The organism is Paenibacillus nuruki (assembly GCF_963311185.1).
In the GTDB taxonomy this organism is placed as follows: domain Bacteria; phylum Bacillota; class Bacilli; order Paenibacillales; family Paenibacillaceae; genus Saccharibacillus; species Saccharibacillus nuruki.
This window is the reverse complement of the sequence record NZ_OY725677.1, coordinates 3,926,970-3,951,470: the sequence shown is the minus strand read 5'-3', so window position 1 is coordinate 3,951,470 and position 24,501 is coordinate 3,926,970. Positions and strand designations below refer to the sequence as shown.

Below are 24,501 nucleotides of genomic sequence, written 5' to 3'. Positions count from 1 at the left end.
CACGTATTAAATTTAACTGTAACATTTATAGATGGCTATAATAGACTGGATGAGAGATTTGGATTGGCTTTATAAAGAAGAATATGTATTGTTTATTAGATAAAAGTGTCACAGCATCTTAAAGGGGAATATTATGAATACAAGGATAGATTATTACTCAGCCTTTGAAGGAGAATCAGAAATTAATTTTCTTTATACGGGTTTAGATGGTATTGAATACTCAATAAATATGTGGATAGGGTATTTTGATAATATAATGGGGTGTGTTGAGCCCACTTCCGAAGGATGGAAAGGGCTTTCTTACTATTATCATACACATACGGGTTGGTATGAGCATTCTCCCTGGCAAGTTCCTGATATGTTAATTGTTCTTAGTGAATTACAAACTATAGATGATCTCCTTCTAGATCCGAAATCTCGCAAAATTTTAAAGCATATATGTAATTTATTTGCAAAAGCAATACAAGAAAAAAGATATATATGGATTCATTATAATTAAAAAATCATATAGAAGATTGGAGAAAAAAATAATGGAAGTAAATATTAAAGTACCCGAGTATTCTTCGGTTAACGGACTACGACTAGAATGGGAAGATAATTTTGAAATCTCATCTAGTATAGAAAATAATACCGTTACGATCACAGCCAACCAAGAAGGTCTGATTTCTCTAGCCAAACACTTACTTACATTAGCTCAAGTAGAAGTTCCTACTGGAAGCCATATTCATTTAGATGATATCAATTCGTTAGAGACGAATTCTGTTGAACTTATTTTTGAGAAAATATAGTGTTTAATTTTAGCTGATTAAGTATCTATCAGAGATTTCTAAAACATCTAAAAGGAATAACAAATGTCTATGATAAAAAAGAAGCTATCGATCAAAAAAATATATTGTTAGAAGAGTTAGGTTTTGAAAAATGTATATTAGATGATAATAAAATGTACAAGTATCATCAAAGCTATTATAAATTAACGTTTTGGAATACATTTCAAGCCTATATTATTGAATATGCATTAACTGTAGAAGAGGCAAAGAATAATAGGTTTGAAGACGGCGATCTGTATCCGATTTCGTTACAGAAGCAGTTTATAGATACATTGCGCTCGGATCTGCTTAAATACTATATGAGATAGGCGTAGATGATGATTAGAATAAAAGGGATTAACAACAAAATGAATCGAATTCAAATTTGATAATCAGCAGAATGTTAGTGAAATAATGATTTATTACGGTCCTTAATAAACAATCAGAATAAATCACATATAGATTGAGGTGAACATCTTATTTTTACATATATTCAAGCCAACAAAGAAATGACAGGAACATTAATTTATAGAAAAGAAGATCACTCATTTGATTTTGAACCGATGATGAGTAGCGACTTTTCGATCATGATTGGATATTTGAATATTACATTCGATTCGTATACGAGAGTAGCGCGGCAGATATGGGGATTTCATGCTATTGATTCATGGCAACATAAAATCCTTCAACAACCGATTTCGTTTCAAGGAGAATTATTATTAGACGATTCGATCAATATAGAGTCAGGGGAAGTAGAAAGAATTATAGAAGTAGATGAATGGTCAACGTTTTACGATCATCAATCTGGTTGGATTTGTATAGGTGATTCTGATGCTATTGCAGAAGTGGCTATAGAATTTGCTTTATCTACGATTGTTGTTCTTGAGAAAAATAGATTAAAAGCAATTTGGCTAAAGCCAGAGTTTGTAGATTAGCATTGAAATATTTATAGACCAACATTATGAAAATCAATGGAGTCTATTTCGAATTACAAAAAATAAAGTGGCTATAATCAATGCGATATAAAAGTTTCGATAAAAAAAGGAGATTGATTCATTCATATGAACCAATTTCCTTTTTTATCTTATATCAAATTCTTATAATATAAGTTCGTAGCATCCAGACTACCTGTTCCAGACTTAGCATAGTTTGGGATTTGCCCAGCTTGGCTGTATCCTAGTGACTGATATAGTCGATTAGAAGGGTCGCCATCCCGGGTATCCAGCACAAGTAGAACTCGCTGTGCCAGGCGTGCTTGTTGTTCGACATGCTCCATTAACAGCCTTGCTATACCATGACGACGATAATCCAGATGCACCATTAATTTAGCAACTTCCGCTCTGTGATCGCCATTGGGCTTGGTACATAGATGCAATTGAATCGTTCCTGCAATCACATCATTAATCTTAGCAACGTATAAAAGAGTTGCAGGTTGCACCACCTGTTCCCAATAGGCTACAGCTTCTTTGTGCTCCAGAGGCGGTAGGAATCCAATAGATGCACCCGCATCTACAATTTGTACAAGCATATCTGACATTTCATCCAGATAAGGTTCAATAGAGTTTACTTGTTCGATAACAACAGTCTGTAGCAAGATATCCACCTCCATGTATAAAATCTGTCGTGCTATACCTTTTATTCTATCGCTTGGCTGTAAGCATAAAAATAGCAAAATAAGCACGCATTATTTCCACTTTTAGTATGGAGTAGACTCTATCGCTTTAATAAATTACGTTTGGTGGAACCAGAGCGTATCGAAATTGATCCATCCTTTGTGATTAACATCCACGCCACGCAAAGAGTGATGATGAATGGTACTGGCTGTGCGTACCACTAGAAATGCACTTGTGCATGTATCACTCAATAGCTGATTCACAGCAGTAGACCAATGTGAGGGCGCATGTTGATCTGTAGAAGCAAGCATAGGATAGGTGAGTTGATCCAATTGAGCAACTATGTCTAAAGGCAATGAATGTCTTATAAAATTACGATCTGACTGAATATATTCAAGCAGATGCAGCGGATCTTCACTAACCATAGCTTCGAATAAGATTAGATCTGCTTGTTCCATCGTTGCCAGTTGAATCGTTTCTGACCATTCTACAATATGTACGTCAATCTTTATTCCATAATTCTGATACTGTTGTTGAAGCCAGTAGGCATCCTGAGCATGACGGTTAAAAGTATACAAATGTAGCGTTTCTCCAGCATATGTAGTGTGTTGCAGTTGTTCTAGCAGTGATGTAGATAGAGAAATGGATACTTTTGACTCCGACACATGTTCTGTAGATGCTGTTGGTAGAGAGTTTGTATGGATCTGTAATCCTTGCGCAGGGCACAGACGGGTTTCCCCTAATTTTTGTACCATATGCTGGCGATTGATAGCATGGACTAACACATTGCGAAATGTTTTATCTTGCAAAATGCCTTCTTTTCGGAGGTTAAAAGTAAGGGTGGATATCCCCGTGATTGTTTGTGTTAAAGGCATTTTTAAATCTTCTGGGATCGAGAACTCTCCTGTCACTACAGTCAGTACCCCGGGGCTAGTACCCAAACAAGCTTCTGCTTCATTTTCAGGTACAATAATAATCTCGATCTGGTCGATCTGACCACGGTATCCAAAATACGATGGAAAGACTTCCAGTGTACATTTTCCAGCATGACGTGATACGACCTGATAAGGACCTGAACCGATAGGTAAAGAAAATTCATGATTCGAATCTACCTCAGATGAAGGGAAGATCGATGCAGCACTATGACTCATATAAAAAAGAAATTGAGTATTCGGTCGGTGTAGTTGAATCTGGATTTGATACCTGGTGATCACTTGAATATGAGCGATATCTTGACCTAACCAGTGATGAACCACAGTCGGTGATTGTAGTTGTATCAGACTGGTATATACATCTTGTGCCGTCAGTTCTTGCCCGTTGTGAAATGAAATACCTTTGAGCAGATCAAATGTCCAGCAAGTAGCATCTGAATTACTTTCCCAGTGATGAGCGATGTCTTTGGTAAATGTACGCTGAACAGGATCGTAATGTACCAGTCTACTAAAGACCTGACCGATCAGATGCGTATCAAAAGCATATAGCGCATTAGCAGGCTCTAACGAGACAATCGGTCGATAAATGGGCAAACGCAATGTCTCGATGATACGATCTTGCCCGATCTGCTGAGTCGTATATCCAAAATAACGAATAAGCCATTCCAAAAACAGTGGACGTACCACAGCTAGTGCTTCATGTTGTTGTAGCCACTCAAAAGCAGATTGTACCTCTCCTTGTATCACCCGTTGCTTGGCCTCATCTAATAATACAGTCGTCACTGGCAACAAAAAGGTAAGCTCAGAAGTATGTCCACGACCTCGACCAGAGCGAAATTGTATCCATTGCGCATCTACCATTTTGGTGATGATGATTTTGGCATTACGAGCTGTACAAAATAAAGCCTGTGCTACTTCTTCCATCGCTATATGAAATGATTGCTGATCTGGATAATGGTGAAAAGCCAATCGAAGCTGTACATAATCTTCTGCTATTCGCAAATCTGACCGCTCCTTTCGATAATCTTCAAATGGATACTCTATAGATTCTAATGTACAACATCGTAGCAAAAAAAGAATTGTAAAGAAAAGTAAGTTATGATTAGAAAAATAGATATAATAGATAGATATCTGATATTGATTTCGAATGGAGACCCATACATGTGGATCGCATTACTCATCACAGCTAGTGCTTATTTAAGCTACTGGATCTATCAGCAAATCAAGCCAAAGCCGTTGCAGCCACCAGTCAAAGTCATAATAGGATTAGATATTCCGCCACCTACATTATTCTTTTGGCAAGATACAGCAGAAGATAGCGTTATCGATTTTGGTCACAAAGCTACATGGTTACGCGTTAAAAGTACAGACTCTATCGCCGTCCAATCTGAAATAGATATTATTTTAGCTCAAATAACTAACGTTTCTCCACCACAGCCACAGACTAGAGAACAATGGATTTTGACGACAGTAGAAGATTGGGTACTGGTTAGCAGTTATGATATTCCCTTTCCTGATGATGCCCAGACAGTGATGCAACTCAAGCAACTGGTACAAGAATTAAGTAGGGTATTTGGAGAAGTTCATTATTTTGGCAATCATCGTACAGTCCAGTATTACGCCTGGGCCAAAGCAGTATCAGGTACATTAATACGTGCATATGCATACATAGATCAAGCAGAAGACCCCCTTTGGGAAGAAGGAAAATTAACATTAGAAGAAATACAGTTAGAATTAGATTTTAGAGATCTAGGACGAATGGTCGAATGGGAAGAGGCTAGAGAAGAAGATAATGATCATGTTCCTGATGAACAATCTGTTAAAATGATAGCTGCTGCATGGCGTGCAACCAGTGATAGACCATCTATTTAGCTCATAAGCCATATAGAATAATTAAAAAGCATAACTGCTATAGATAGCGCAGTTATGCTTTTTAGATTCAGACATATATTACTTTTTATACCCGTATACAAAATGGAGAGCACCTGAGTAATCGGTATACACATCGTGTACATTCGACTTTTGTAGAAAATACGTATTAAAATAGTAAAGTGGGATCGCAACCATCTGATCGGTCAATATTTTTTCGGCAGCACGATATTCTTTCATACGAGCTTTGGCATTGGTCAAACTGTACGCTTTCTTCATATGAGCATCATAGGCATTGTTTTTCCAACCGGATGTATTTTCATTGCTCCATGAGGTGAACAAATCTAGAAAAGCAGCAGGATCGTTATAATCCGCTGACCATCCACCACGTACAATCTGATAATTTTTCTTTTGTTTTTCTTCTAATAAAGTATAGAAATTTTCTTCTTTTACTTTAACGGTAATACCTAAATGTCTTTTCCACATATCCGTAATCTGATCCGCTACATAGCGATTACCATCACCATTCGTTAGTAATGTCATCGCAGGTAAAGAAGTGATTTTTTCTTCTTTCATTCCTTGTTGTAATAATTGACGAGCATGCTTAGAACTGATCTCAAAATTAGTCACTGGATACTCTTTACGGAAAGTAGATGTAGCTCCTTTGATCGCTGGAGGTACAAATCCATATGCAGATTTAGGACTAATCAGCAGTTTGCGCTCAATCGACATGGCAAAAGCTTTACGAATATTTACATTATTGAACGGCTTCTTCTTCACATTAAAAGCATAATAGTATAAGGATGCAGTATCTGGATAAACGATTTCTTTTTTCATCTGATCGGTCATTTTAAACGTAGGAATATTGCTTTCTGATAGACCCGACCGATCAATAGCACCTGATTGGTACATGGTGTACTCTTTGTTAGGATCATTAATAAAGCGAATAAATACATGATCAAAATGAACTTTTTCGACTTGTGCATATTGAGGATTACGAGCCAGTGTTATGGAATGACCTTTTGCCCAAGATTGAATAGTAAATGGACCATTGCTGATCATATCCTTAGCAGAGGTATTCTTCTTCTGAATAGATGTATTGCTTGATGTATGTATAGGTGAATAAGCAGGATACGTTAATGTTTCTAGAAAATAAGGGAGTGGCTGTTGCAACACAACTTGTAATGTATGATCATCTAATGCTTGAAATCCTAGCTGACTGGAATCGGTAAGCGTTCCTTTATAATAATCTTGAGCATGTGCGATAGGGAATAGCAACGAAGCAGATAGAGAACGGGTTGCAGGGGTAAGCACTCTTTTCCATGCATTTACAAAATCAGCAGCGACCAGTGGATCGCCATTACTCCAACGAGCATTCGAACGTAATGTGAAAGTGTACGTTTTGTTATCCGGTGAAAGGGTCCACGATTCAGCTACACCAGGTTCCACTTTGCCATTTGCATTGGTGCGAACAAGCCCTTCAAACATAGCTTCAATAATCGTACTGGTCGTTCCATCACTAGACAATGCAGGATCAAGAGTAACCGGTTCTAAATACAGATTAAAGCGGAAGGTTTGCAATGGATCACTTTCGGCGTGTGACATTTTGGGAGTGATCGTACTGAACAATAGCACAAATGTAAGCACAATGAATATGCGCGTGATGTAGGTATTTCTCATAAATAGATAGTTCCTCCTTTAGGATTAAGTACGTTCCTTCTAGTTATAACATACTATTCTACAACTTAGGTCATGAACTAAATAATATAAAATATCTTTTGATTGCTATTGATATCTATCCCTCTTTAGCAAAATGGTAAGTCACAGACGACTGAAATAGGGTAATACCATAATGATAGAAGTAAGAGTAAGGAGGTACTGATCCAATGGAGCAAGTAGAAGTGATGCAAGCCGGGCAAGACAAATGGACATGGTATCAAATGAAAGATGCCAAGCTATTGATGGAGCATCCTGATTTTGATGAGCATTTACAAAAATGGGCACAGGAAAGCCTGATGTGTACGCATAATCAAATTACTTCTGTTTATTATAAAGAAAAGAATGAAAATTATATCAGTGGAACATTAGCAATCAATATGAATCCAGATCACTGGGAAGATGTTCATATTCTCCATTACTATATTGATGAGAAGCGATTGGTAACGATCGGAGATCCTACATGGCTCTTTCATAATATGGACAATCACGAATGGAATCAGTATATTCTGGGTTGTGATTATCCGGTAGATGGCTTTATGTTTGTCGTTAATGCGATTATCCGTGCTTTTTTCGGACGGATGGATGAGATTGAGATGCAATTGAAAGAGATCGAATTTCAAATGAAAGAAAATAATGGTGGGAAATTGCTACGTGAAATTGTAGATTTGCGCAATCAGATGACACGCTGGAATGTGCAGACGGTCGCTTTGAAAGAAATTCGGTTTGCGATTGAAGAAGTCTTTCCTGCTCTGGTTAAAGATGCTCAGACATTCCATACTTTAAAAGTCAGATTAGCACGGATTCAAATGCTTCAAACAGCATACGAACATGAAATTGATACATTGCTCAAAATTGATGATAATGTTGCTAATTACCGTTCAAATAATATTATGAAAACATTAACGGTATTTACAGTTCTACTGACACCAATGACAGCATTAGGCGCAATCTGGGGAATGAACTTTAAAAATATGCCTGAATTAGAGTGGAAATGGGGCTACCTCGCTTCACTCATCTTAATCTTTGGACTTACTGGCTTAACCTACTGGTGGCTCAAACGAAAAGGGCTGACTGGCGATATTTTGGATATGAATCTTGAACATACTTCTAAAAAAACACGTAAAAAGACTGTGCACCCTAGCGAATAGATATATAGGATATCTCTTAGAGAAGGGACGTTGATTTATGTATCAGAACATATTGTTAGCGGTAGATGGTTCAGACAATTCATTGCGAGCAACAACAGAAGCGCTCAAATTAATGGAGTTACAACAATATGGTGAGATCGAAGTAGTGTTTGTCGCTGATTTCGGTAAAAGCCGTGATGAAGTCTTACGCTATGGCGATATTGATGAATTAGAACTTTCGAGACGACAAAAGCTTTTTCCCATCGAAGAACTTCTCAAAGAGCAACAAACGACATATACGATCAAAGTATTACATGGAGAACCCGGGCAAAGCTTGATCAGACATGCCAATGATCATGGATTCGATCTAGTGGTGATGGGAAGCAGAGGATTGGGTTCTTTTAAAGAAATGGTACTTGGAAGTGTCAGTCATAAAGTTGCTCGTGGTGTGAAATGCCCTGTCCTGATTGTGAAATAATACCAAAAACACGTATACAGATGGAGTGTATGAAAATACTCGTGTCCTGTATACGTGTTTTTAAGTTGTTTGGATAGCCTAATATTAAGCGATAAATGCTAACGATAGCCGTACATATCTCTGAATTGTCACTTTTCTATTGTAACCAGATATTATGACTTGGGAACAGATACAGGAACATATTTGGCAACATCTACAGCAACCTGCTCTAACTTCGCTTTACCTAATAAATGATAGGGTGAAGAAATCGTTACATACCGATCATCTAATTTGAATGTTAACATATCTACTTTATCGGGTTTGTACCATTTTGCTTTTACATTATTGGAATTAGGAAGAGTTAACGTTTTGCCTTTATAACTATATGAATAATCACGTGGAGAGACAGATACCGTCATATATTTAAAAAGAAAAGTTACACCATCGCCCATGCCACTGACTTTGCGGAAAGCATCGCCTTCGATCATACGTGTAGGTACATAGGGAGTCTCAAATCCATCAAAATTTGCAAAAGCTTGTGTGATTTTTTTCAATTGAGCGGTAGAGTAATTCACATTGGTTACAGGGTATTGCTTACTCATTGTGGTAGAACTAGATGTTGTTGCTTTGGGCGTTGTTGTAGAAGTTGTTGCCGCATGTGTAGTCGTAGCACCTGTTAATAGTACTCCTGCGATCACGGAAGTAGCGATCCATTTACTATAGTTCATTATTGTACATCTCCTCTGTGGTTTGTTTGTTTGTCTTGCCTTTATCTTACTCGTTAAATGTATCTAACTTAAATGCCAATTGTATCCAACTTGTAAATAATGATCATAACTTCGATAATCATTAAAAAACTGTTGCTAATTTATGACGAAGATTTGGTTGTTCGATAGAGGTAACGATGATAACTTACATATAGTCGATAGATATGCACACACAGATCCTACTTATCCATGTGAAAGGATTCCAAAATAAATAAACAAACATGGAAACTTTTCAGGAGCGGTGTGCGTCTAATAGACGGGGAATAAAAGACAAGCTTGGCAGATAGCGTTTGGCACTATTTCGGGGGAACGAGGATGAATACAAATGAAAAAGAAGATTTGTTCAGCAGTATTAGTTACAGCTTTGACGGTAAGCGGAGGTCTACATACACCATCCGTCAGCGCAGCAACACCTATTAAAATTACAATTGACGGAGTTCAGCTAACAACAGATCAGGCACCTGTAATGTCAGCGAATCGGACGATGGTACCATTAAGAGGTGTTTTCGAAGCGTTAGACGCGAAAGTACTTTGGAAGCAAAGTACCAAAACAGTCACTGCAATCAAAGATGGCACAACCATTGTATTACCGCTAGGATCTAGAACAGCAACGATCAATGGCAAAAAAGTTACGTTGGATGTACCTGCTAAGTCGATTAAAGGAAGAACGGTTGTACCGTTACGCTTTGTTAGTGAATCGTTAGGCGAGAAAGTAGGCTGGAACGCATCTACGAAGACTGTAAGTATTACGACTACGAATGCTAAACCGACCACACCCACTACACCAACTACTCCATCGACTTCTATCTCACCTGTACCTTATGTAAATGCCAAAGTTGTAGGACAACAAGGAAATGGAAATGATTTAGAAATTAGCTTTCCGGCTTCTGCTAGCACTAAAGGAATCAGTCAATATCGAATTTTAGTAGTCAAAGCAACTAATAGTAATACATTTAACGTCAATACAGCATTAACAGTGCCTGCGGCGAATTATACAGGCATTCCGCAAGGCAGTAGCAATTATACAATCACATTAATGCCTCAAGCCCGTGATACAGACGGCGCATTGATTCAGAAAAATGTAAATTACCGTGTCTATGTATTGGCAGTAGGCGCAAGTGGATATAATAGCTCTTTATCTGTAAGTTCACCGAACGTATCTTTGGGCGTTGTGGCTACAGCTTCTGCGATAGCTACAGATGTTAAAGCAAGTGATGTCTCTGACAATGGCGATGGACGAGATTTCTCAGTCAGTTTTACCAGAGCAAGCGATGAGAGTAAATTAAGCAATTACCGTGTGTTTGTTGTAAAAACAACAAGTGCAGGAAGCTTTAGCACAACAGAAGCAGCTAAAATAAGCAATTCTAACTATACAACGATTAACAAAACAGGCTCTAACCCGACTACACGCTTGACGAACACAACGCGTGATACATCTGGTGAGTTGATTACAACAGGAACAGCCTATACTGTATTTGTTATCTCGATCACAAGTGGTGGCGATAATATTGGAATATCCGCAGGTTCTAATTCATTAACATTAGGACGTACAGTAGAAGCACCTTCTATCACTAAAGTAGAAGATGTAAGTAATTTTGCAGACGGACGCGATATTCAAGTGACTTTTACCAAGTCTTCTGAAGAGTCCAAAATCAGTGGCTATCGTGTATTTGTCGTTCGAAGTAAAGTATCTGGAGATTTTGATATTGCGACTGCTAATGGTCTGGCATCTAGTCGATACATCGATGTATCCAAAACAGGTAGTGATCGCACTGTGACGCTAGCAACATCGCTTAAAGACAGTGGTGGAGACACGATTGTGAATGATGTGCCTTATCGTATTTATGTGATGGCGCTTGGTTCAGGTTCTTATGCGAATAGCTTATCTTCCGCATCTTCTACACTGACACTAGAGACAGGTGATCGGACGGTAGGCAATGTGAGTGGCATCGCTGTTAGTGATATTAGCGATTATGGAGATGGACGCGATCTACAAGTGACATTTAACAAAGCAAGTGATGAAGGATTAGTAAATAATTATCGTGTTATGGTCGTTAAATCCATTAATGCGAGCAAATTCAATCTTTCTACAGCAAATAGCGTATCCAGTTCTAACTATTTGCAAATCAGCAAAAATGGTTCGAATCGTACGGTTGCGTTCAGTGCCGGATCAAAAGATGTAAATGGTGACCTCATTAAAAATGGTACCAATTACCAGGTGTTTGTCTTAACAACAGGTACAGGTAGTGCTTCTGGCAATAACTCATTATCTAGTGCATCTTCTGTTATTACATTAACATCGAATGGCGCAACATCAGCTGTAACTAACGTAGCGACTACCAATAGCGCTTCGACCAATACAGCATCTGATATTACATTTAGTTTTGTACCGGCTAATGATACAGGTATTTCGGAATATCGTGTCTATGTAGTACGTGCGGACCAAGCCGGTTCATTTAATCTCACTACAGCTAACAATACAGCCGCAGCCAATTATACACGTATTGCCAAAACAGCGACTAAAGTGACACAAGCTTTAACCACAAGTACGAAAGACTACAACGGAAATACGATTGTGAAAGAGGTCGCTTATCGTGTCTATGTATTAAGCGTAGCAGATGGTTCGGTACGCTCGGTTAACACCTTATCTGGCGCATCTAATGACTTTACGATCAAGTCATCAACGGTTGCTTCAGTGACTAATGTTAATGCTAGTGCAACTAATGGCGGAATCAAAGTGACATTCTCCAAACCAGCAGGTGAAAACGGTATTGCTAACTATGCTGTAATGCTAGTACCGTCTGCAAGCTCAAGTAATTTCTCATTGGCAGATGCGAATCGTGTGAGTGAACGCAATTATAAGACAGTAACGCAAGGGGTATATAGCGAGTGGACATTTACAACCACAGATGTAGATGTAAATGGTGCTGCTATTCGCTCAGGAGTGACGTACAAAGCGTTTGTTCTATCGATTGCTGATGGACGTTCAGCCACAATCAATGCTCTCTCTGTAGCTTCTAGAGAAGCTCAAATGATCACTCAATAAAAGAAAAAAGATTATTTTGTAAGCAAGCTTTTATCGGTATTCACCGAAAGAGCTTGCTTTTTTCCTATTTCCAGATTGGATAAAGATCGCTAGCGATATCAAAATAATGTGGCTCAATATGTCTATTTTTGGTTATGATAAGTAAGTAAACATCTATCTATTCGCTAGATCATGCAAACTTGCCTCAGGGCGGAAAAGAGGGACATTGATGCAATATGTAAAGTTAGGTCGTACCGGTCTCGATGTATCGCGAATTTGTTTGGGATGTATGAGTTATGGAATACCTGATCGTGGAGCACATCCATGGACCTTAGATGAGCAGAGCAGTCGTCCTTTTATCAAGCAAGCTTTGGAAGCAGGGATTAATTTTTTTGATACAGCCAATGTGTATTCAGATGGTACAAGTGAAGAGATCGTCGGAAAAGCGCTCAAAGAGTATGCAAACCGAGATGAGATCGTTATCGCTACCAAAGTCCATGGCAAAATGCGTCAGGGTGCTAATGGTGGAGGACTTTCTCGCAAAGTCATTATGGCGGAGATCGATCACAGTCTACAACGTCTGGGAACCGATTATGTAGATCTGTATCAGATTCATCGCTGGGACCCGAATACACCTATAGAAGAAACACTAGAAGCTCTTAATGATGTTGTCAAAGCAGGGAAAGCAAGATATATTGGTGCTTCATCTATGGCTTCATGGCAGTTTATGAAAGCTTTAGATATTTCCAAGCAAAATGGCTGGGTACGCTTTGTCTCGATGCAGAACTATGTGAACTTGCTCTATCGAGAAGAAGAACGTGAGATGCTTCCTTTATGCAAAGAAGAAGGCATCGGTGTTATTCCGTGGAGTCCATTGGCACGCGGCCGCTTAACCCGGGATTGGGAAGAAGAGACTTCACGTTCTGAAAGTGATAGCTTTGGTCAAAGTCTTTACAAGGAAAGTGCTGAAGCCGATCGCAAAGTGGTAGAACGGGTGGCAGAGATTGCGTCGGAACGTGATATTCCACGCGCACAAGTCGCTCTAGCATGGGTATTGCAAAAAGAGCCGATTACCGCACCAATTGTAGGAGCAACCAAATTACATCATTTACAAGATGCTGTGACTGCTGTAGATATAGTATTAACAGAAGACGAGATCAACCGTCTGGAAGAATCATATATTCCGCATCCTGTCACAGGCTTCTAATATAAATCAAAAAAACACTCCAACCCTTTTGTAGAGAAGGATTGGAGTGTTTTTGTTTATTATACCTTGGTGACTTAACTTACTTCCGTATGAAGAGCAGTCACTGTTTTATTTTTACCTGTACGCTTTGCCTCATATAGATACGTATCGACTTGTTCAAAGAGTTGCTCTTTGGTCTTCTCAGAGCCATAACTTTGCAGTCCAATACTGACAGTAACGGACTTCCCATTCATTTCAAGATGTTGTAATTCGGCAACACTACTTCGTATACTTTCAACCAGTGCATACGCTTCTTCAAATGTCTGATCGAACAAAAGCAGTGCAAATTCTTCGCCACCATAGCGAGCTGCTATATCGCTAGAAGACATATGTTGCTGAATCACTTGAGAGACTTTACCAAGAATAGTATCTCCTGCTTGATGACCATACGTATCATTAATGACTTTGAAATCATCAATATCGATCAATGCTAGATGAAGCTTAGCACCTTTGGTCGCATAATCAAAAGCCGTATTATAATAATCTCGAAACGAAATCTGGTTATACAGATTAGTCAGACCATCTGTTTTGGAAAGCTTGCTCATAATAGCATTTTTGACAATTAGATCTTGCTTGGCAGACATGGTTAACTGCAAATCAGCTAGAATTTCTATACCGCTAGCTACAATAATATGAGCGATAAACGTACTTACAATAATAAAAGAAATGACGGCGATAACGTCAAAGGACGAGAGATAGTTGCGAAAATGTGAATCGGCTAGATACAATGAAGTGAATGCGATAAGCTGTAATACAGAAGGAATCCATAACAAGCGACGTCTGAAAAAGACAACAGCTGATAAGATCGGTAACAAACATAGTGCTGTAATAATACGAATATCATAGTTGAGATAAATAATCGTCCATGTGATTAGCGTACTTGCACTGAATAACACGTAAAAAGATAAATGATTCCAACGGATGTATATCCATCTTGTAATCAAAGTGACTAAGCTCATCAAAAGAGTAGGCATAATTAGAATATAGATATAGAAATGATAGGCATCATCGTCATAATCTAAAAAGACAAAAGAACCCCACTGAGAGAAAAAGTGGACACCAATGACAATCCAGTATACTTTGAAAAACTGATGTATCCATTTGGACTGTTTATTCATAACATCACCATACAGCCTCAAGATTTAAGATGTGCAATCTTGCACATTCATGTAAAGACAAGTATAAATCATTATAGGATCATAAGAAAAGACAAGCTTTACCAAAATAAAAAATATCATTGAAATAGGAGGTATTCATAGATGATCGATTCTACATGGTATTCACAACTCACCCTAGAAGATTATGCATATGATGTAACAGAAGAGGTGACTTTTGAAGGCGAATATTCTTTGCACATAAACAATCAACAGTTATCTATTCATGTTGAATTTATACAGAGTATTGCGAATGAAGAGGAGATTGAGCATCTAACAGCTCCTTCTATAGTACAGCAACAGTTATGGGAGCATTATATAGAACATTGCGAATCTATTCAGGAGCCAGTATTACAAGCGATATTCAACCATTATCAACACATCGAAGAACAATATCGTCAAGCCTGGCAAATTGATCCGCAAGATCCTGCAACAATAGAAGAAAGAGATCAATCGATTCCGTATATCCAAAATGTTAATCAAATTGCAGATTATATTACACTTCAAGGCTTTTTGATCGGAGATTCACCATCTGGCGATACGTATTACCTTAATTTTCATTGTACATGGGACACAGAACATGGATTAGGAGTCAAAATGGTTAATCATCAACCTGTTCATGTGAGCAGTTTTTATACAGCCTACGATATAGATTAAAGACAATTTACTTTAAAAGTATACGCTTACATTTATTGCTTGAAAGCGATTCAGTTCTGTATGCTCTGGTATAAGTATAAAGTGAGCCTTATGACCTTAGCGATTGCTGACGAAAAATGTCACCATCTAAGATGAAAGATGCGGTTTAGTGAAATTACAAAAATTACCTGATAAAGACGTTGTATTTATTCGTGCAATCGGTTATAATAAGAGTAACGAAAACGTGACTGGTACTCACATATTGTAGAGGGTTGTTATATGGGAAGGCGAAGAGCCTTGTACAATATGTGATTATTCTATTTTATCGGATGTTAATCTTCTGAATAAAGAAGGTCATGTAAATTTAATTTCTTTGGAGGTACTACAATGCAAACAGGTACAGTAAAATGGTTTAATGCAGAAAAAGGATTTGGTTTTATCGAGGTTGAAGGCGGAAGCGACGTATTCGTTCACTTTTCTGCTATCACTGGCGACGGTTTCAAAACTTTGGACGAAGGTCAACGCGTTGAATTCAACGTTGTTGAAGGAAACCGTGGTCCACAAGCTGAGAACGTTGTAAAACTGTAATTCAGTTTATAAGACGCCCTTAACGTTAGTTAAGGGTGTTTTTTTATTCAAATATTTGCAACTTGTGCAAGAACAAATAGATATTACTACTGGGAGGGGACTACACATGTACTATTCACGGAAAAATCCATCGCAAGAGATTCCTACAGCAATGACCGATATATGGGAATGTACGAATCCAGATTGCAAAGGATGGATGAGAGATAACTTTGCACTTGCAGATGTACCGGTTTGTTCACAATGCAAGTCGCCCATGACCCGCGCTCAAAAAGAATTGCCGGTGTTGGATAATACAAGCTATAGTAGACCCAACAAAAAGCGTTAATTCTTATGGAACGTTTATGTAAGAATCATAAAAAAGCATTAGTTTACTGATGGATGATCATAATCCAGAGGTAGACTAATGCTTTTTTTAATAGACATTATGACTACTAAAGAGGATACTTTTACATAAACAACCAAAAATAATAATTAGATTCCAAATATTTAGTCTATCCCTCTTTGCATAAATGATATAACATAGTATACTAAATGATAATAGTAAATCTAAATTGAAGGTGATCGTATGGCAGATAGTTCAATATCGCTCAAACCTCGATATGAGCAGATGTATTTAACATTACGTGATCGTCTACATTCAGGCGAATATACAATAGGCGATAAGATTCCATCAGAGAAAGAATTAATGGAACAATTTGAAGTGAGTCGTATTACTTCCAAAAAAGCACTGGACATGTTAGTACAAGATGGATACATTGTACGGCAACCGGGTAGAGGTTCTTTTGTTATTCATAATGGCAATCATACAGAAGCTATTGAACCTGCTGAAGCTGGCAAACATGATTATAACACTAGATTACGTACAGCAAGTGATCAGATTGTTCTTGGATTGATTATGGAAGATTTCAGTGACAGTTATGGGAAAGAAATGTTGGTCGAGATGGAAAGAACCGCTCAGAAAATGGGTGTGTATTTGATGTTACGACTTTCTTTTTCACAGACTGATATTGAAGAAAATGCGATTCGGATGTTAAGAGATTATGGTGTCGATGGCTTGATTATTTATCCAACTCGCGGACAGATTTTTAATTCTGAAATTCTAAAATTAGTGATTGATCGTTTTCCACATGTACTGGTTGATCGTTATGTCAAAGGCATCGATTCGACGTCGATTAGTACCGATAATGTAGCAGCAGCAAGCTTTGGCACACATTACTTGTTGGATCAAGGACATCGTCATATAGCATTATTAACCTCCAAAGTGACTGATAATGTAGCGATTGAAGAACGAATAGAAGGGTTTGTACAAGCTCATGCTGAACGTGGAGTTGTACTGGATCGCTCTTCATGGCTTACCGATATGCACTGGAATAGTAATCAAGAAGAAGATGAACAAGTATTGGTACAACACAATGTAGATATGATTCAACAAATGATTGAAGCTCATCCACAGATTACGGCTCTTTTTGCTATGCAGTATGAACTAGCGTTATTTGCCAAAGAAGCGATAGAACATATGGGACTTCATATACCGCAAGATATCTCGATTATCTGCTTTGATAGTCCTCAAGCCAGTGCGGCGTTATATCCATTTACACATATGGAACAAGATCAACAATCGTTAGGTAGACTGGCGATCGAAAATGTACTCGCACTGATCGAAGGAGCAACATTACCGAGTAAAATTTCGTTACAAGCCAATCTGGTGCATGGGCATTCGGTGACCAAAGCGTCTGTTCGTTCATAAGTTATGTTTAGAAGATGTATCTTGCTTATACAGAGGATACATCTTTTTTGTATATCTATACATTTAGAGTTCTTAATATTTTTCTTTAATAACATAATATAATGTATTGACATGTTAATAAGCTGTGATCTATTATATAGCTATAAATGTAAGCGCTTAAAAAAGGGAGGATTGCAATGAATGATATAGGAGATGGAGTATTGCCATTATCTGTCCAGCAATTAATTACAGAGGTCGAAGAACATTTACAAGAACGTCCCAAGCTTGCACGAATGTTCAAAAATGGGATCAGTAATACATTGACGACGACGCTCAAGCCTTTAGAAGATGGAACTGTATTTGTGATTACAGGGGATATTCCAGCAATGTGGTTGCGGGATTCAGCAGCTCAGGTCAGACCTTATCTGATACTAGCGAATAAAGATGAAGCATTAAGCGATCTCGTTACTAATGTAGTCAAGCGGCAGATACATTATATTCATCTTGATCCGTATGCCAATGCTTTTAACGAAGAAGCTAATAACAATGGACATCAAGAAGACAAGACACAGATGACCGCATGGATCTGGGAACGTAAATATGAGATTGATTCGCTTTGCTACCCGATTCAGTTAGCTTATCTACTCTGGCGCACGACAGGAAGAACCGATCATTTCGATGAACATTTTCAAAAAGCTTGTCATATTATTATGACATTATGGCATACAGAACAGAGGCATAGTGAACAGTCACCCTACACCTTTGAACGTGTAGATTGCCCTGAATCAGATACGCTTCCACATGAAGGTAAAGGTAATCCAGTAGGATTTACAGGCATGACATGGTCAGGTTTTCGTCCAAGTGATGATGCTTGTCAGTACGGATATTTGATTCCTTCGAATATGTTTGCTGTCGTGGTACTCGGTTATATGGAACAGATCGCAAGCGAAGTGTATCAAGATCAGGAATGGGTCGTCAAAGCCTCTTTGTTAAAAGCACAGATTCAAGCAGGTATCGAGCAATATGGGATTGTAGATCATCCAGAATTCGGACGGATGTATGCGTATGAGACAGATGGTCTGGGCAATCACAATCTGATGGATGATGCGAACGTACCTAGCTTACTGTCACTTCCTTATCTAGGATATTGCACACTTGATGATCCACTGTATCAAAATACAAGAAAGTTTATACTCAGTCAGCACAATCCTTATTATTACAGCGGTACAGCTGCTCAAGGGATTGGTAGTCCTCACACTCCTCCTCATTATATATGGCATATTTCATTAGCGATGCAAGCTTTAACATCCCAAGATCAACAAGAAATTCTTTCTTTATTACACACGCTGGAACAGACAGATGCAGGTACTGATTTTTTACACGAAGGATTTCATATGGATCGACCGGAGGAATATACACGTGAATGGTTTTCATGGGCCAATTCGTTATTTAGCGAAGTGATCTTAACCTACTGCGGGTATACGGTGCCGAGCGGTAAAATTCAGTCATCCTAAATTAGATCAGCGATCAGTATCAAGCCATATTTCAAATTACACCTTAGATGTCACATGATGTTGTACCCAGAACCAACGATAAGGGAGCGATAACAATGGCAAAAGGCAAACGCAAATGGATAACAGGTTTATTGGTAAGTCTGACTGTTTTAACAGCAGCCTGTTCGAATAACAGTGCAGGAACGAGTGCTTCAGGTGGAGACTCTTCTAACAAAGTCGTCAAAGTCGCTTATGGAAAATGGAATGAAACGGATAACTGGGGCAAATGGCTAACCAGTGTGAAAACAGAATTTGAGAAAGCACATCCGGGTGTAACCGTTGAACTGCAACCGATTCAAGGAGCCCAATATGCGACTAAAATTCCTTTATTGATGTCTGATCCAAGTAGCGCTCCTGAAGTACTGGCTGAAGATTCTTTTATGATCAATGCAGATAGCGAAGCAGGATATTTGGAACCGCTTAAAGTAGATAGCTGGTCAGATTGGAGTAATTTTAACGAAGCGATCAAAGCCGCAGCGAAAGGAAAAGATGATAAAACGTATGGCGTCCCCTTTTCGACAGATGTACGTGGATTGTATTACAACAAAGAACTATTTAAAAAAGCAGGATTACCCGTACCGTGGGAACCTAAAAACTGGCAAGACATTTTGACAGCTTCCCAGACGATTCATGAGAAATTACCAGATATTATTCCGTTCTGGATGAACTCCGGTAAAGCTGGGCAAGAAGCTACAACGATGCAGACATTTGAAATGTTGTTATACGGTACAGCCAATCCATTATATGAAAATGGTAAATGGATCACACAAAGTCCGGGTATCTTAAGTTCACTTAACTTTATTAACAATATCTATTCCAATGGCTTTGGACCACCACTGTCTCAAGTACTGACTGCACAAGCAGGGCAAGTATTAGAAACGGATCTAATGCCAAATCAAAAAGTAGCTATTGCGCTAAATGGTAACTGGTTAACAGGAACATGGGCAGCTTCAGGAAGCAAACCATGGCCAGAAGCATTAGACGTCTATGATTTTGTAAAAATGCCAACCGAAAATGGACAAGCACCTGGATTCACTTCTATGTCCGGTGGATGGACACTTGCTGTAGGCGCCAAATCTGTTGAAAAAGAATTGGGTTGGGAATTTATCCAATTGGCGATCAATGAAAAGCACAATAAAGAATTTGCGATGTTAGACGGTGCTTTAACACCTCGCCTTGATGTAGCGAAAGACAAAGAGTATAGCGAGCAACCGGGCACATTGTATGCCAAAGCCGCAGATTTCATTACGTATACTCATGTTCGTCCAAGTACCGCTGATTATCCTGTCGTTTCTACAGCTATTCAAGAAATGGTTGAAAAAGTAGTTACCCAAGGAGCTAGCCCTCAAGACGCTATGACTCAATATGCGCAAAGTGTAGAACGTAGTGTAGGCGCAGATAAAACAGAGACCAAATAAAAGTAACCTATCAATTCATCTATCCGCTGGCAGATCAGGTTGAGTAACGGCAGAGTATAGCCGATCAGCCTGATCTGCTCGTGAGGATAGAAGGCTGTGTTTAAAGGAGGAATCCAGATGGAAGCGTCACATCCGCGTGTGTCCAAACCCAAACGCAACGGAGGTGGTGAGCAGTGGCGGGCAGCTTTATTTTTATCGCCTAGCTGGTTACTTTTGTTGCTGTTCTTTTTTGTACCGACGATTTTAACCTTTTATTTTGCATTTACGAATATGGCACTTACAGGTGCAACAGCAGCCAAAACGGAATTTATCGGGTTCGAGAACTTTAAATATATGTTTCAGGATGCTAACTTTCGGACTTCTGTGTGGAATACCCTTATCTTTCTAATCTTTTCCGCAGTGATCGGGCAACAGGTGATGGGCTTTATTATCGCTGTATTGATGAACGGTCGCAAACAGTGGTTCCGCAGTGTGATTGGTTCGATTGTTATTGCTGGTTGGGTCGCTCCCGAAGTGGTATGTGCGTTTGTATGGTTTGCTTTTTTGAACGATACAGGGACAGTCAATGCGGCAATTGAATCGTTAGGGATGAAGCCAGTTGCATGGTTGTATACATTTCCAATGGTATCGGTGATTGTCGCTAATATCTGGCATGGAACAGCCTTTTCTATGATGGTATTCCAAGCGGCATTAGGAGATGTCCCTAAAGAAGTCGAAGAATCAGCTATGATCGATGGTGCTTCGGCATGGCAACGTATGATTCGTATTACGTTACCGATGATTATCGGATCAGTGACTACCAATATGGTACTGGTTACGCTACAGACACTCGGTTCGTTTACATTAATCTATGCGTTGACCGGTGGTGGACCCGGCATGGCGACCGAGACGTTGCCAATCTATATGTATCATCAAGCTTTTGTAAATTATCAATTAGGTTATGGCACAGCAATCTCGCTAATGTTGCTAGTGATCGGGATTGTAGCCAGTCTACTGTACATGAGAATGTTGAAAGTGAAGTTATAAAGGAGGAGAGACCATGAGCAGTCTAAATCTTGGCAAACGGCGCAAAATGAATCGATTTGTGATCGCGCGCACGTTGCCTTATATTATTCTCTCTCTAATTGGTTTGTTATTTCTATTACCATTGTTATGGTTATTGTTTGCATCGCTTGATCAAAATGCAACATTAGCGCTCAAAATTCCAAGTGCATTGACGTTGGATAATTACGTTTCTACTGTTACTAATACCGATAATCAGAAATCATTTGGTAATGGATTAATACTGGCAGTAGGTCAAGCTTTGTTGGTTGTGGTGGTGGCTGGACTGGCTTCGTATCCATTGTCTCGCTATCAATTGAAGTACAAACGTTCATTTATGTATATTATTCTGTTCGCTACAGGTTTGCCGATTACAGCGGTAATGGTTCCTGTGTATCAATTTTTTATCTATTTTAGAATGCAGGATTCGCTCTTTTTTACCGTCTTATTTTTGACAGCATCGGCGCTTCCGTATTCGATCTGGATGATGAAGAATTTTATGGACTCTGTGCCTCTTGAACTGGAAGAAGCGGCATGGGTCGATGGAGCTTCAATCTGGACTACACTTCGGCTGGTTGTTGTACCGTTAATGTTACCCGGTATTTTTACCGTAGGTATTTTCGCTTTTGCAGGAAGCTGGGGAAATTTCCTTGTTCCGTTTATTTTATTGCAAAGTCCAGAAAAATTACCTGCCGCAGTTACGATTTATCAATACTTCGGGCAAAATGGTCTGGTACAATATGGTACGCTTGCTTCGTTCTCGATCATTTATACGATTCCAGCCGTAGCTTTATACATCATTGGACAGCGTTATATGTCTCAAGGATTTAGCTTTGGTGGGGCGAATAAAGGTTGATTATACGCATACGAAAAGTAGACAAAACATCTTCTATTTAGAAATAGAAGATGTTTTTTTATTAAGCTAATGTTTCCATCATAGTATAGAAATATTTATTGTCGCCTGTAGTGAAATAGGTATACCATGCTTCTAACGTTTGCTTTTTAAATACATCTAGCAAGGCAATCACTTCACGTGCTAACAAAATACCACCTGCGGCACTCGTAGTAATAAGATTACCATCTACAACGATTTTTTCGTCTCTATAATGGGCAGCTCCTCTATAATCAGGACAGAACATAGTCAAATACTCCAACCCGTTGCTTGTGTGTGCACGATCATCTAATAGACCTGAATCGGCAAGCGCTGTGGTCGCTCCACATATTGCAGCAACATTGCCACCTTTATCTAGCAATTGTTTTGCTTTTTCGATCATCGGTAAGTGTATGGGGTCTTTCCATGTATCTGCTCCAGGTAGAAGTAGTATGGCTGAAGTATCATGTGTGATATCTTCTACAAGTAGATCAGGAACAATAGTCATCCCTCCTTTTGTCTTGATCGAATGTTTGGAGGCTCCTACCAATTTAACAGGAATACGACTTCCTTTATCTTTAAAATATTGACCTGAGTTAAGTTCAGCTATCACATAACCAAGTTCCCAATCTGCCATCGAATCGAGTATATAAGCATAAGCGTATTTCATTTTTTCCTCCTAGTAATCTATGTTTTCTTAATTCATCATAGCTTTCTAATACTGACAACAGTATGTCAGTGATTTTTGTATGTATTCATTAGATTCTAAAAGATTGTTAGAGTGTTTACATAAAATTTACTGAAATCACTTGGTACAACAGGATCAGGTATTGTATGATGTAGGTTGTGAAATCATCCTAATACTTATGAATGGACAAGGTGAATAAATACAATGAAACCAATAGATTTGCAATATAAGATGCCTGCGGAATGGGAACAACATGAACGTACATTATTATCATGGCCGATTTTGGATTCGATGGTCTATCCTGATGATTATGCTACAGTCTGTGATGGATATGAAGAATTAGTCAGTGCTATCGCTGAATTTGAGCCTGTTACACTGGTTGTTAATCCAGATGATCTAGAAAAAGTAAGTCAACGTTTTGAAGGTCAAGCGGTAGACTTTTTGCCACTTGAACATAATGATGCTTGGTTACGTGATAATGGACCTACGATTGTAGTGAATGATAAAGGTGAACGTGCAGGGGTAAATTGGCACTTTAACGCTTGGGGTGGCAAATACGAGCCGTGGGATCTGGACGATGCAGTGGCTCCAGCGATTCTCAAACATCTTAATATTCGTCAATTCGATGCACCACTTGTGCTTGAAGGCGGTTCAATTCACGTCGATGGTGAAGGAACAATGTTAACGACAGAAGAATGTCTGCTGAATACGAACCGTAACCCTGATCTAACGCGCGCAGAAATTGAACAACATGTTAAAGATTTTACGAATGTGGAGCAAATCATCTGGCTTAATCGCGGACTTGCTGGAGATGAGACAGACGGACATGTAGATAATGTGGCTTGTTTTGCAGCTCCGGGTAAAGTGATTATTCAAGTGTGTCATGATCCTGCCGATGATAATTATGAGATTACGCAAGAAAATCTACGTATCTTAAATGATGCTGTCGATGCTCAAGGGCGCAAATTAGAAATTATCGAAATTCAACAACCACCAATGGTTATGCATGGTGAACAGCGTTTGACACTAAGCTATTTGAATTTCTATTTCGTCAATGGTGGTATTATTCTACCAGTATTCGGGGGCACAGCAGAAGAAGCAGATCAACATGCGATGAATGTATTACAAGCGACATTCCCGGATCGTAAGATTCGTGCGATTAATGGTATGGCTGTTATTCGTGAAGGCGGTAATGTTCACTGTACAACGCAACAAATTCCAGCTCAAGCTTAATAGCATAATCAATAACCTTATTATAGAAAGGA

General features: G+C 38.8%; 23 protein-coding genes. 17 read left to right on the top strand and 6 right to left on the bottom strand.

Annotated elements, in window-relative coordinates; all coding sequences use genetic code 11:
• The first annotated feature begins 133 nt into the window (after positions 1 to 133).
• From RCP16_RS17525 to RCP16_RS17515, 3 genes are all read left to right on the top strand, one after another.
• The gene (locus RCP16_RS17525; protein ID WP_308640932.1) at positions 134 to 499 is read left to right on the top strand and encodes a dihydroorotate dehydrogenase (quinone); all 366 of its coding nucleotides are present in this window, start codon (positions 134 to 136) and stop codon (positions 497 to 499) included.
• Between the two features lie 31 nt (positions 500 to 530).
• The gene (locus RCP16_RS17520; RefSeq protein WP_308640931.1) at positions 531 to 788 is read left to right on the top strand and encodes an Imm32 family immunity protein; all 258 of its coding nucleotides are present in this window, start codon (positions 531 to 533) and stop codon (positions 786 to 788) included.
• A gap of 527 nt (positions 789 to 1,315) precedes the next feature.
• Positions 1,316 to 1,741 carry a hypothetical protein gene (locus RCP16_RS17515; RefSeq protein WP_308640930.1) on the top strand — a complete coding sequence of 142 codons (426 nt, stop codon included), beginning with the start codon at positions 1,316 to 1,318 and terminating at the stop codon, positions 1,739 to 1,741.
• Between the two features lie 149 nt (positions 1,742 to 1,890).
• On the opposite strand, the gene RCP16_RS17510 is transcribed toward RCP16_RS17515, so the two are convergent.
• Positions 1,891 to 2,415: a GNAT family N-acetyltransferase gene (locus tag RCP16_RS17510; protein ID WP_308640929.1), complete on the bottom strand. Its 525-nt coding sequence runs from the start codon at positions 2,413 to 2,415 to the stop codon at positions 1,891 to 1,893.
• A gap of 120 nt (positions 2,416 to 2,535) precedes the next feature.
• The gene (locus RCP16_RS17505) at positions 2,536 to 4,353 is read right to left on the bottom strand and encodes an ABC transporter substrate-binding protein (RefSeq protein ID WP_308640928.1); all 1,818 of its coding nucleotides are present in this window, start codon (positions 4,351 to 4,353) and stop codon (positions 2,536 to 2,538) included.
• Positions 4,354 to 4,512: 159 nt separating this feature from the next.
• On the opposite strand from RCP16_RS17505, the gene RCP16_RS17500 reads away from it, so the two are divergent.
• A complete protein-coding gene (locus tag RCP16_RS17500; RefSeq protein WP_308640927.1) occupies positions 4,513 to 5,223 on the top strand; it encodes a hypothetical protein in 711 nt (236 codons plus the stop codon).
• 78 nt (positions 5,224 to 5,301) lie between these two features.
• Here the strand turns inward: RCP16_RS17500 and RCP16_RS17495 are convergent, their stop codons facing one another.
• Positions 5,302 to 6,900 carry a peptide ABC transporter substrate-binding protein gene (locus RCP16_RS17495; protein ID WP_308640926.1) on the bottom strand — a complete coding sequence of 533 codons (1,599 nt, stop codon included), beginning with the start codon at positions 6,898 to 6,900 and terminating at the stop codon, positions 5,302 to 5,304.
• 206 nt (positions 6,901 to 7,106) lie between these two features.
• Between RCP16_RS17495 and RCP16_RS17490 the strand changes: the two genes are divergently transcribed.
• Positions 7,107 to 8,087, top strand: a complete 981-nt coding sequence (locus RCP16_RS17490; protein WP_308640925.1) for a magnesium transporter CorA family protein — start codon at positions 7,107 to 7,109, stop codon at positions 8,085 to 8,087.
• Positions 8,088 to 8,124: 37 nt separating this feature from the next.
• On the top strand, positions 8,125 to 8,544 hold the full coding sequence (locus tag RCP16_RS17485; RefSeq protein WP_137224533.1) for a universal stress protein: 420 nt from the start codon (positions 8,125 to 8,127) through the stop codon (positions 8,542 to 8,544).
• A gap of 152 nt (positions 8,545 to 8,696) precedes the next feature.
• Here the strand turns inward: RCP16_RS17485 and RCP16_RS17480 are convergent, their stop codons facing one another.
• Positions 8,697 to 9,251, bottom strand: coding sequence for a hypothetical protein (locus tag RCP16_RS17480; RefSeq protein ID WP_308640924.1), 555 nt, complete (start codon positions 9,249 to 9,251; stop codon positions 8,697 to 8,699).
• Between the two features lie 364 nt (positions 9,252 to 9,615).
• Between RCP16_RS17480 and RCP16_RS17475 the strand changes: the two genes are divergently transcribed.
• Complete coding sequence (locus RCP16_RS17475; protein WP_308640923.1) at positions 9,616 to 12,336, top strand: copper amine oxidase N-terminal domain-containing protein; 2,721 nt, start codon at positions 9,616 to 9,618, stop codon at positions 12,334 to 12,336.
• 208 nt (positions 12,337 to 12,544) lie between these two features.
• A complete protein-coding gene (locus RCP16_RS17470; RefSeq protein ID WP_308640922.1) occupies positions 12,545 to 13,522 on the top strand; it encodes an aldo/keto reductase in 978 nt (325 codons plus the stop codon).
• A 74-nt stretch (positions 13,523 to 13,596) separates the two neighbouring features.
• Here RCP16_RS17470 and RCP16_RS17465 read toward each other — a convergent pair whose 3' ends face one another.
• A complete protein-coding gene (locus RCP16_RS17465) occupies positions 13,597 to 14,679 on the bottom strand; it encodes a GGDEF domain-containing protein (protein WP_137224525.1) in 1,083 nt (360 codons plus the stop codon).
• A gap of 141 nt (positions 14,680 to 14,820) precedes the next feature.
• Here RCP16_RS17465 and RCP16_RS17460 point away from each other — a divergent pair, with 141 nt between their 5' ends.
• The 8 genes from RCP16_RS17460 to RCP16_RS17425 all read left to right on the top strand — a co-directional run bounded on the left by RCP16_RS17460 (position 14,821) and on the right by RCP16_RS17425 (position 22,533).
• Positions 14,821 to 15,372, top strand: a complete 552-nt coding sequence (locus RCP16_RS17460; RefSeq protein WP_308640921.1) for a DUF6985 domain-containing protein — start codon at positions 14,821 to 14,823, stop codon at positions 15,370 to 15,372.
• A gap of 366 nt (positions 15,373 to 15,738) precedes the next feature.
• Positions 15,739 to 15,939, top strand: a complete 201-nt coding sequence (locus tag RCP16_RS17455) for a cold-shock protein (RefSeq protein WP_069329657.1) — start codon at positions 15,739 to 15,741, stop codon at positions 15,937 to 15,939.
• 106 nt (positions 15,940 to 16,045) lie between these two features.
• A complete protein-coding gene (locus RCP16_RS17450) occupies positions 16,046 to 16,264 on the top strand; it encodes a cold-shock protein (RefSeq protein WP_069329656.1) in 219 nt (72 codons plus the stop codon).
• A gap of 240 nt (positions 16,265 to 16,504) precedes the next feature.
• On the top strand, positions 16,505 to 17,686 hold the full coding sequence (locus tag RCP16_RS17445; RefSeq protein WP_308640920.1) for a GntR family transcriptional regulator: 1,182 nt from the start codon (positions 16,505 to 16,507) through the stop codon (positions 17,684 to 17,686).
• A 176-nt stretch (positions 17,687 to 17,862) separates the two neighbouring features.
• Positions 17,863 to 19,179 (top strand): glycoside hydrolase family 125 protein, encoded by a 1,317-nt coding sequence (locus tag RCP16_RS17440; RefSeq protein ID WP_308640919.1) that lies wholly within the window; start codon positions 17,863 to 17,865, stop codon positions 19,177 to 19,179.
• A gap of 95 nt (positions 19,180 to 19,274) precedes the next feature.
• On the top strand, positions 19,275 to 20,636 hold the full coding sequence (locus RCP16_RS17435) for an extracellular solute-binding protein (protein ID WP_137224515.1): 1,362 nt from the start codon (positions 19,275 to 19,277) through the stop codon (positions 20,634 to 20,636).
• A gap of 117 nt (positions 20,637 to 20,753) precedes the next feature.
• A complete protein-coding gene (locus RCP16_RS17430; protein ID WP_069329652.1) occupies positions 20,754 to 21,662 on the top strand; it encodes a carbohydrate ABC transporter permease in 909 nt (302 codons plus the stop codon).
• 13 nt (positions 21,663 to 21,675) lie between these two features.
• Entirely contained in the window at positions 21,676 to 22,533 is an 858-nt protein-coding gene (locus RCP16_RS17425) for a carbohydrate ABC transporter permease (protein WP_371748122.1), read from the top strand.
• 61 nt (positions 22,534 to 22,594) lie between these two features.
• On the opposite strand, the gene RCP16_RS17420 is transcribed toward RCP16_RS17425, so the two are convergent.
• Complete coding sequence (locus RCP16_RS17420; RefSeq protein ID WP_273592990.1) at positions 22,595 to 23,218, bottom strand: DJ-1/PfpI family protein; 624 nt, start codon at positions 23,216 to 23,218, stop codon at positions 22,595 to 22,597.
• 222 nt (positions 23,219 to 23,440) lie between these two features.
• Here RCP16_RS17420 and RCP16_RS17415 point away from each other — a divergent pair, with 222 nt between their 5' ends.
• Entirely contained in the window at positions 23,441 to 24,469 is a 1,029-nt protein-coding gene (locus RCP16_RS17415) for an agmatine deiminase family protein (protein ID WP_137224509.1), read from the top strand.
• Positions 24,470 to 24,501: the final 32 nt, after the last annotated feature.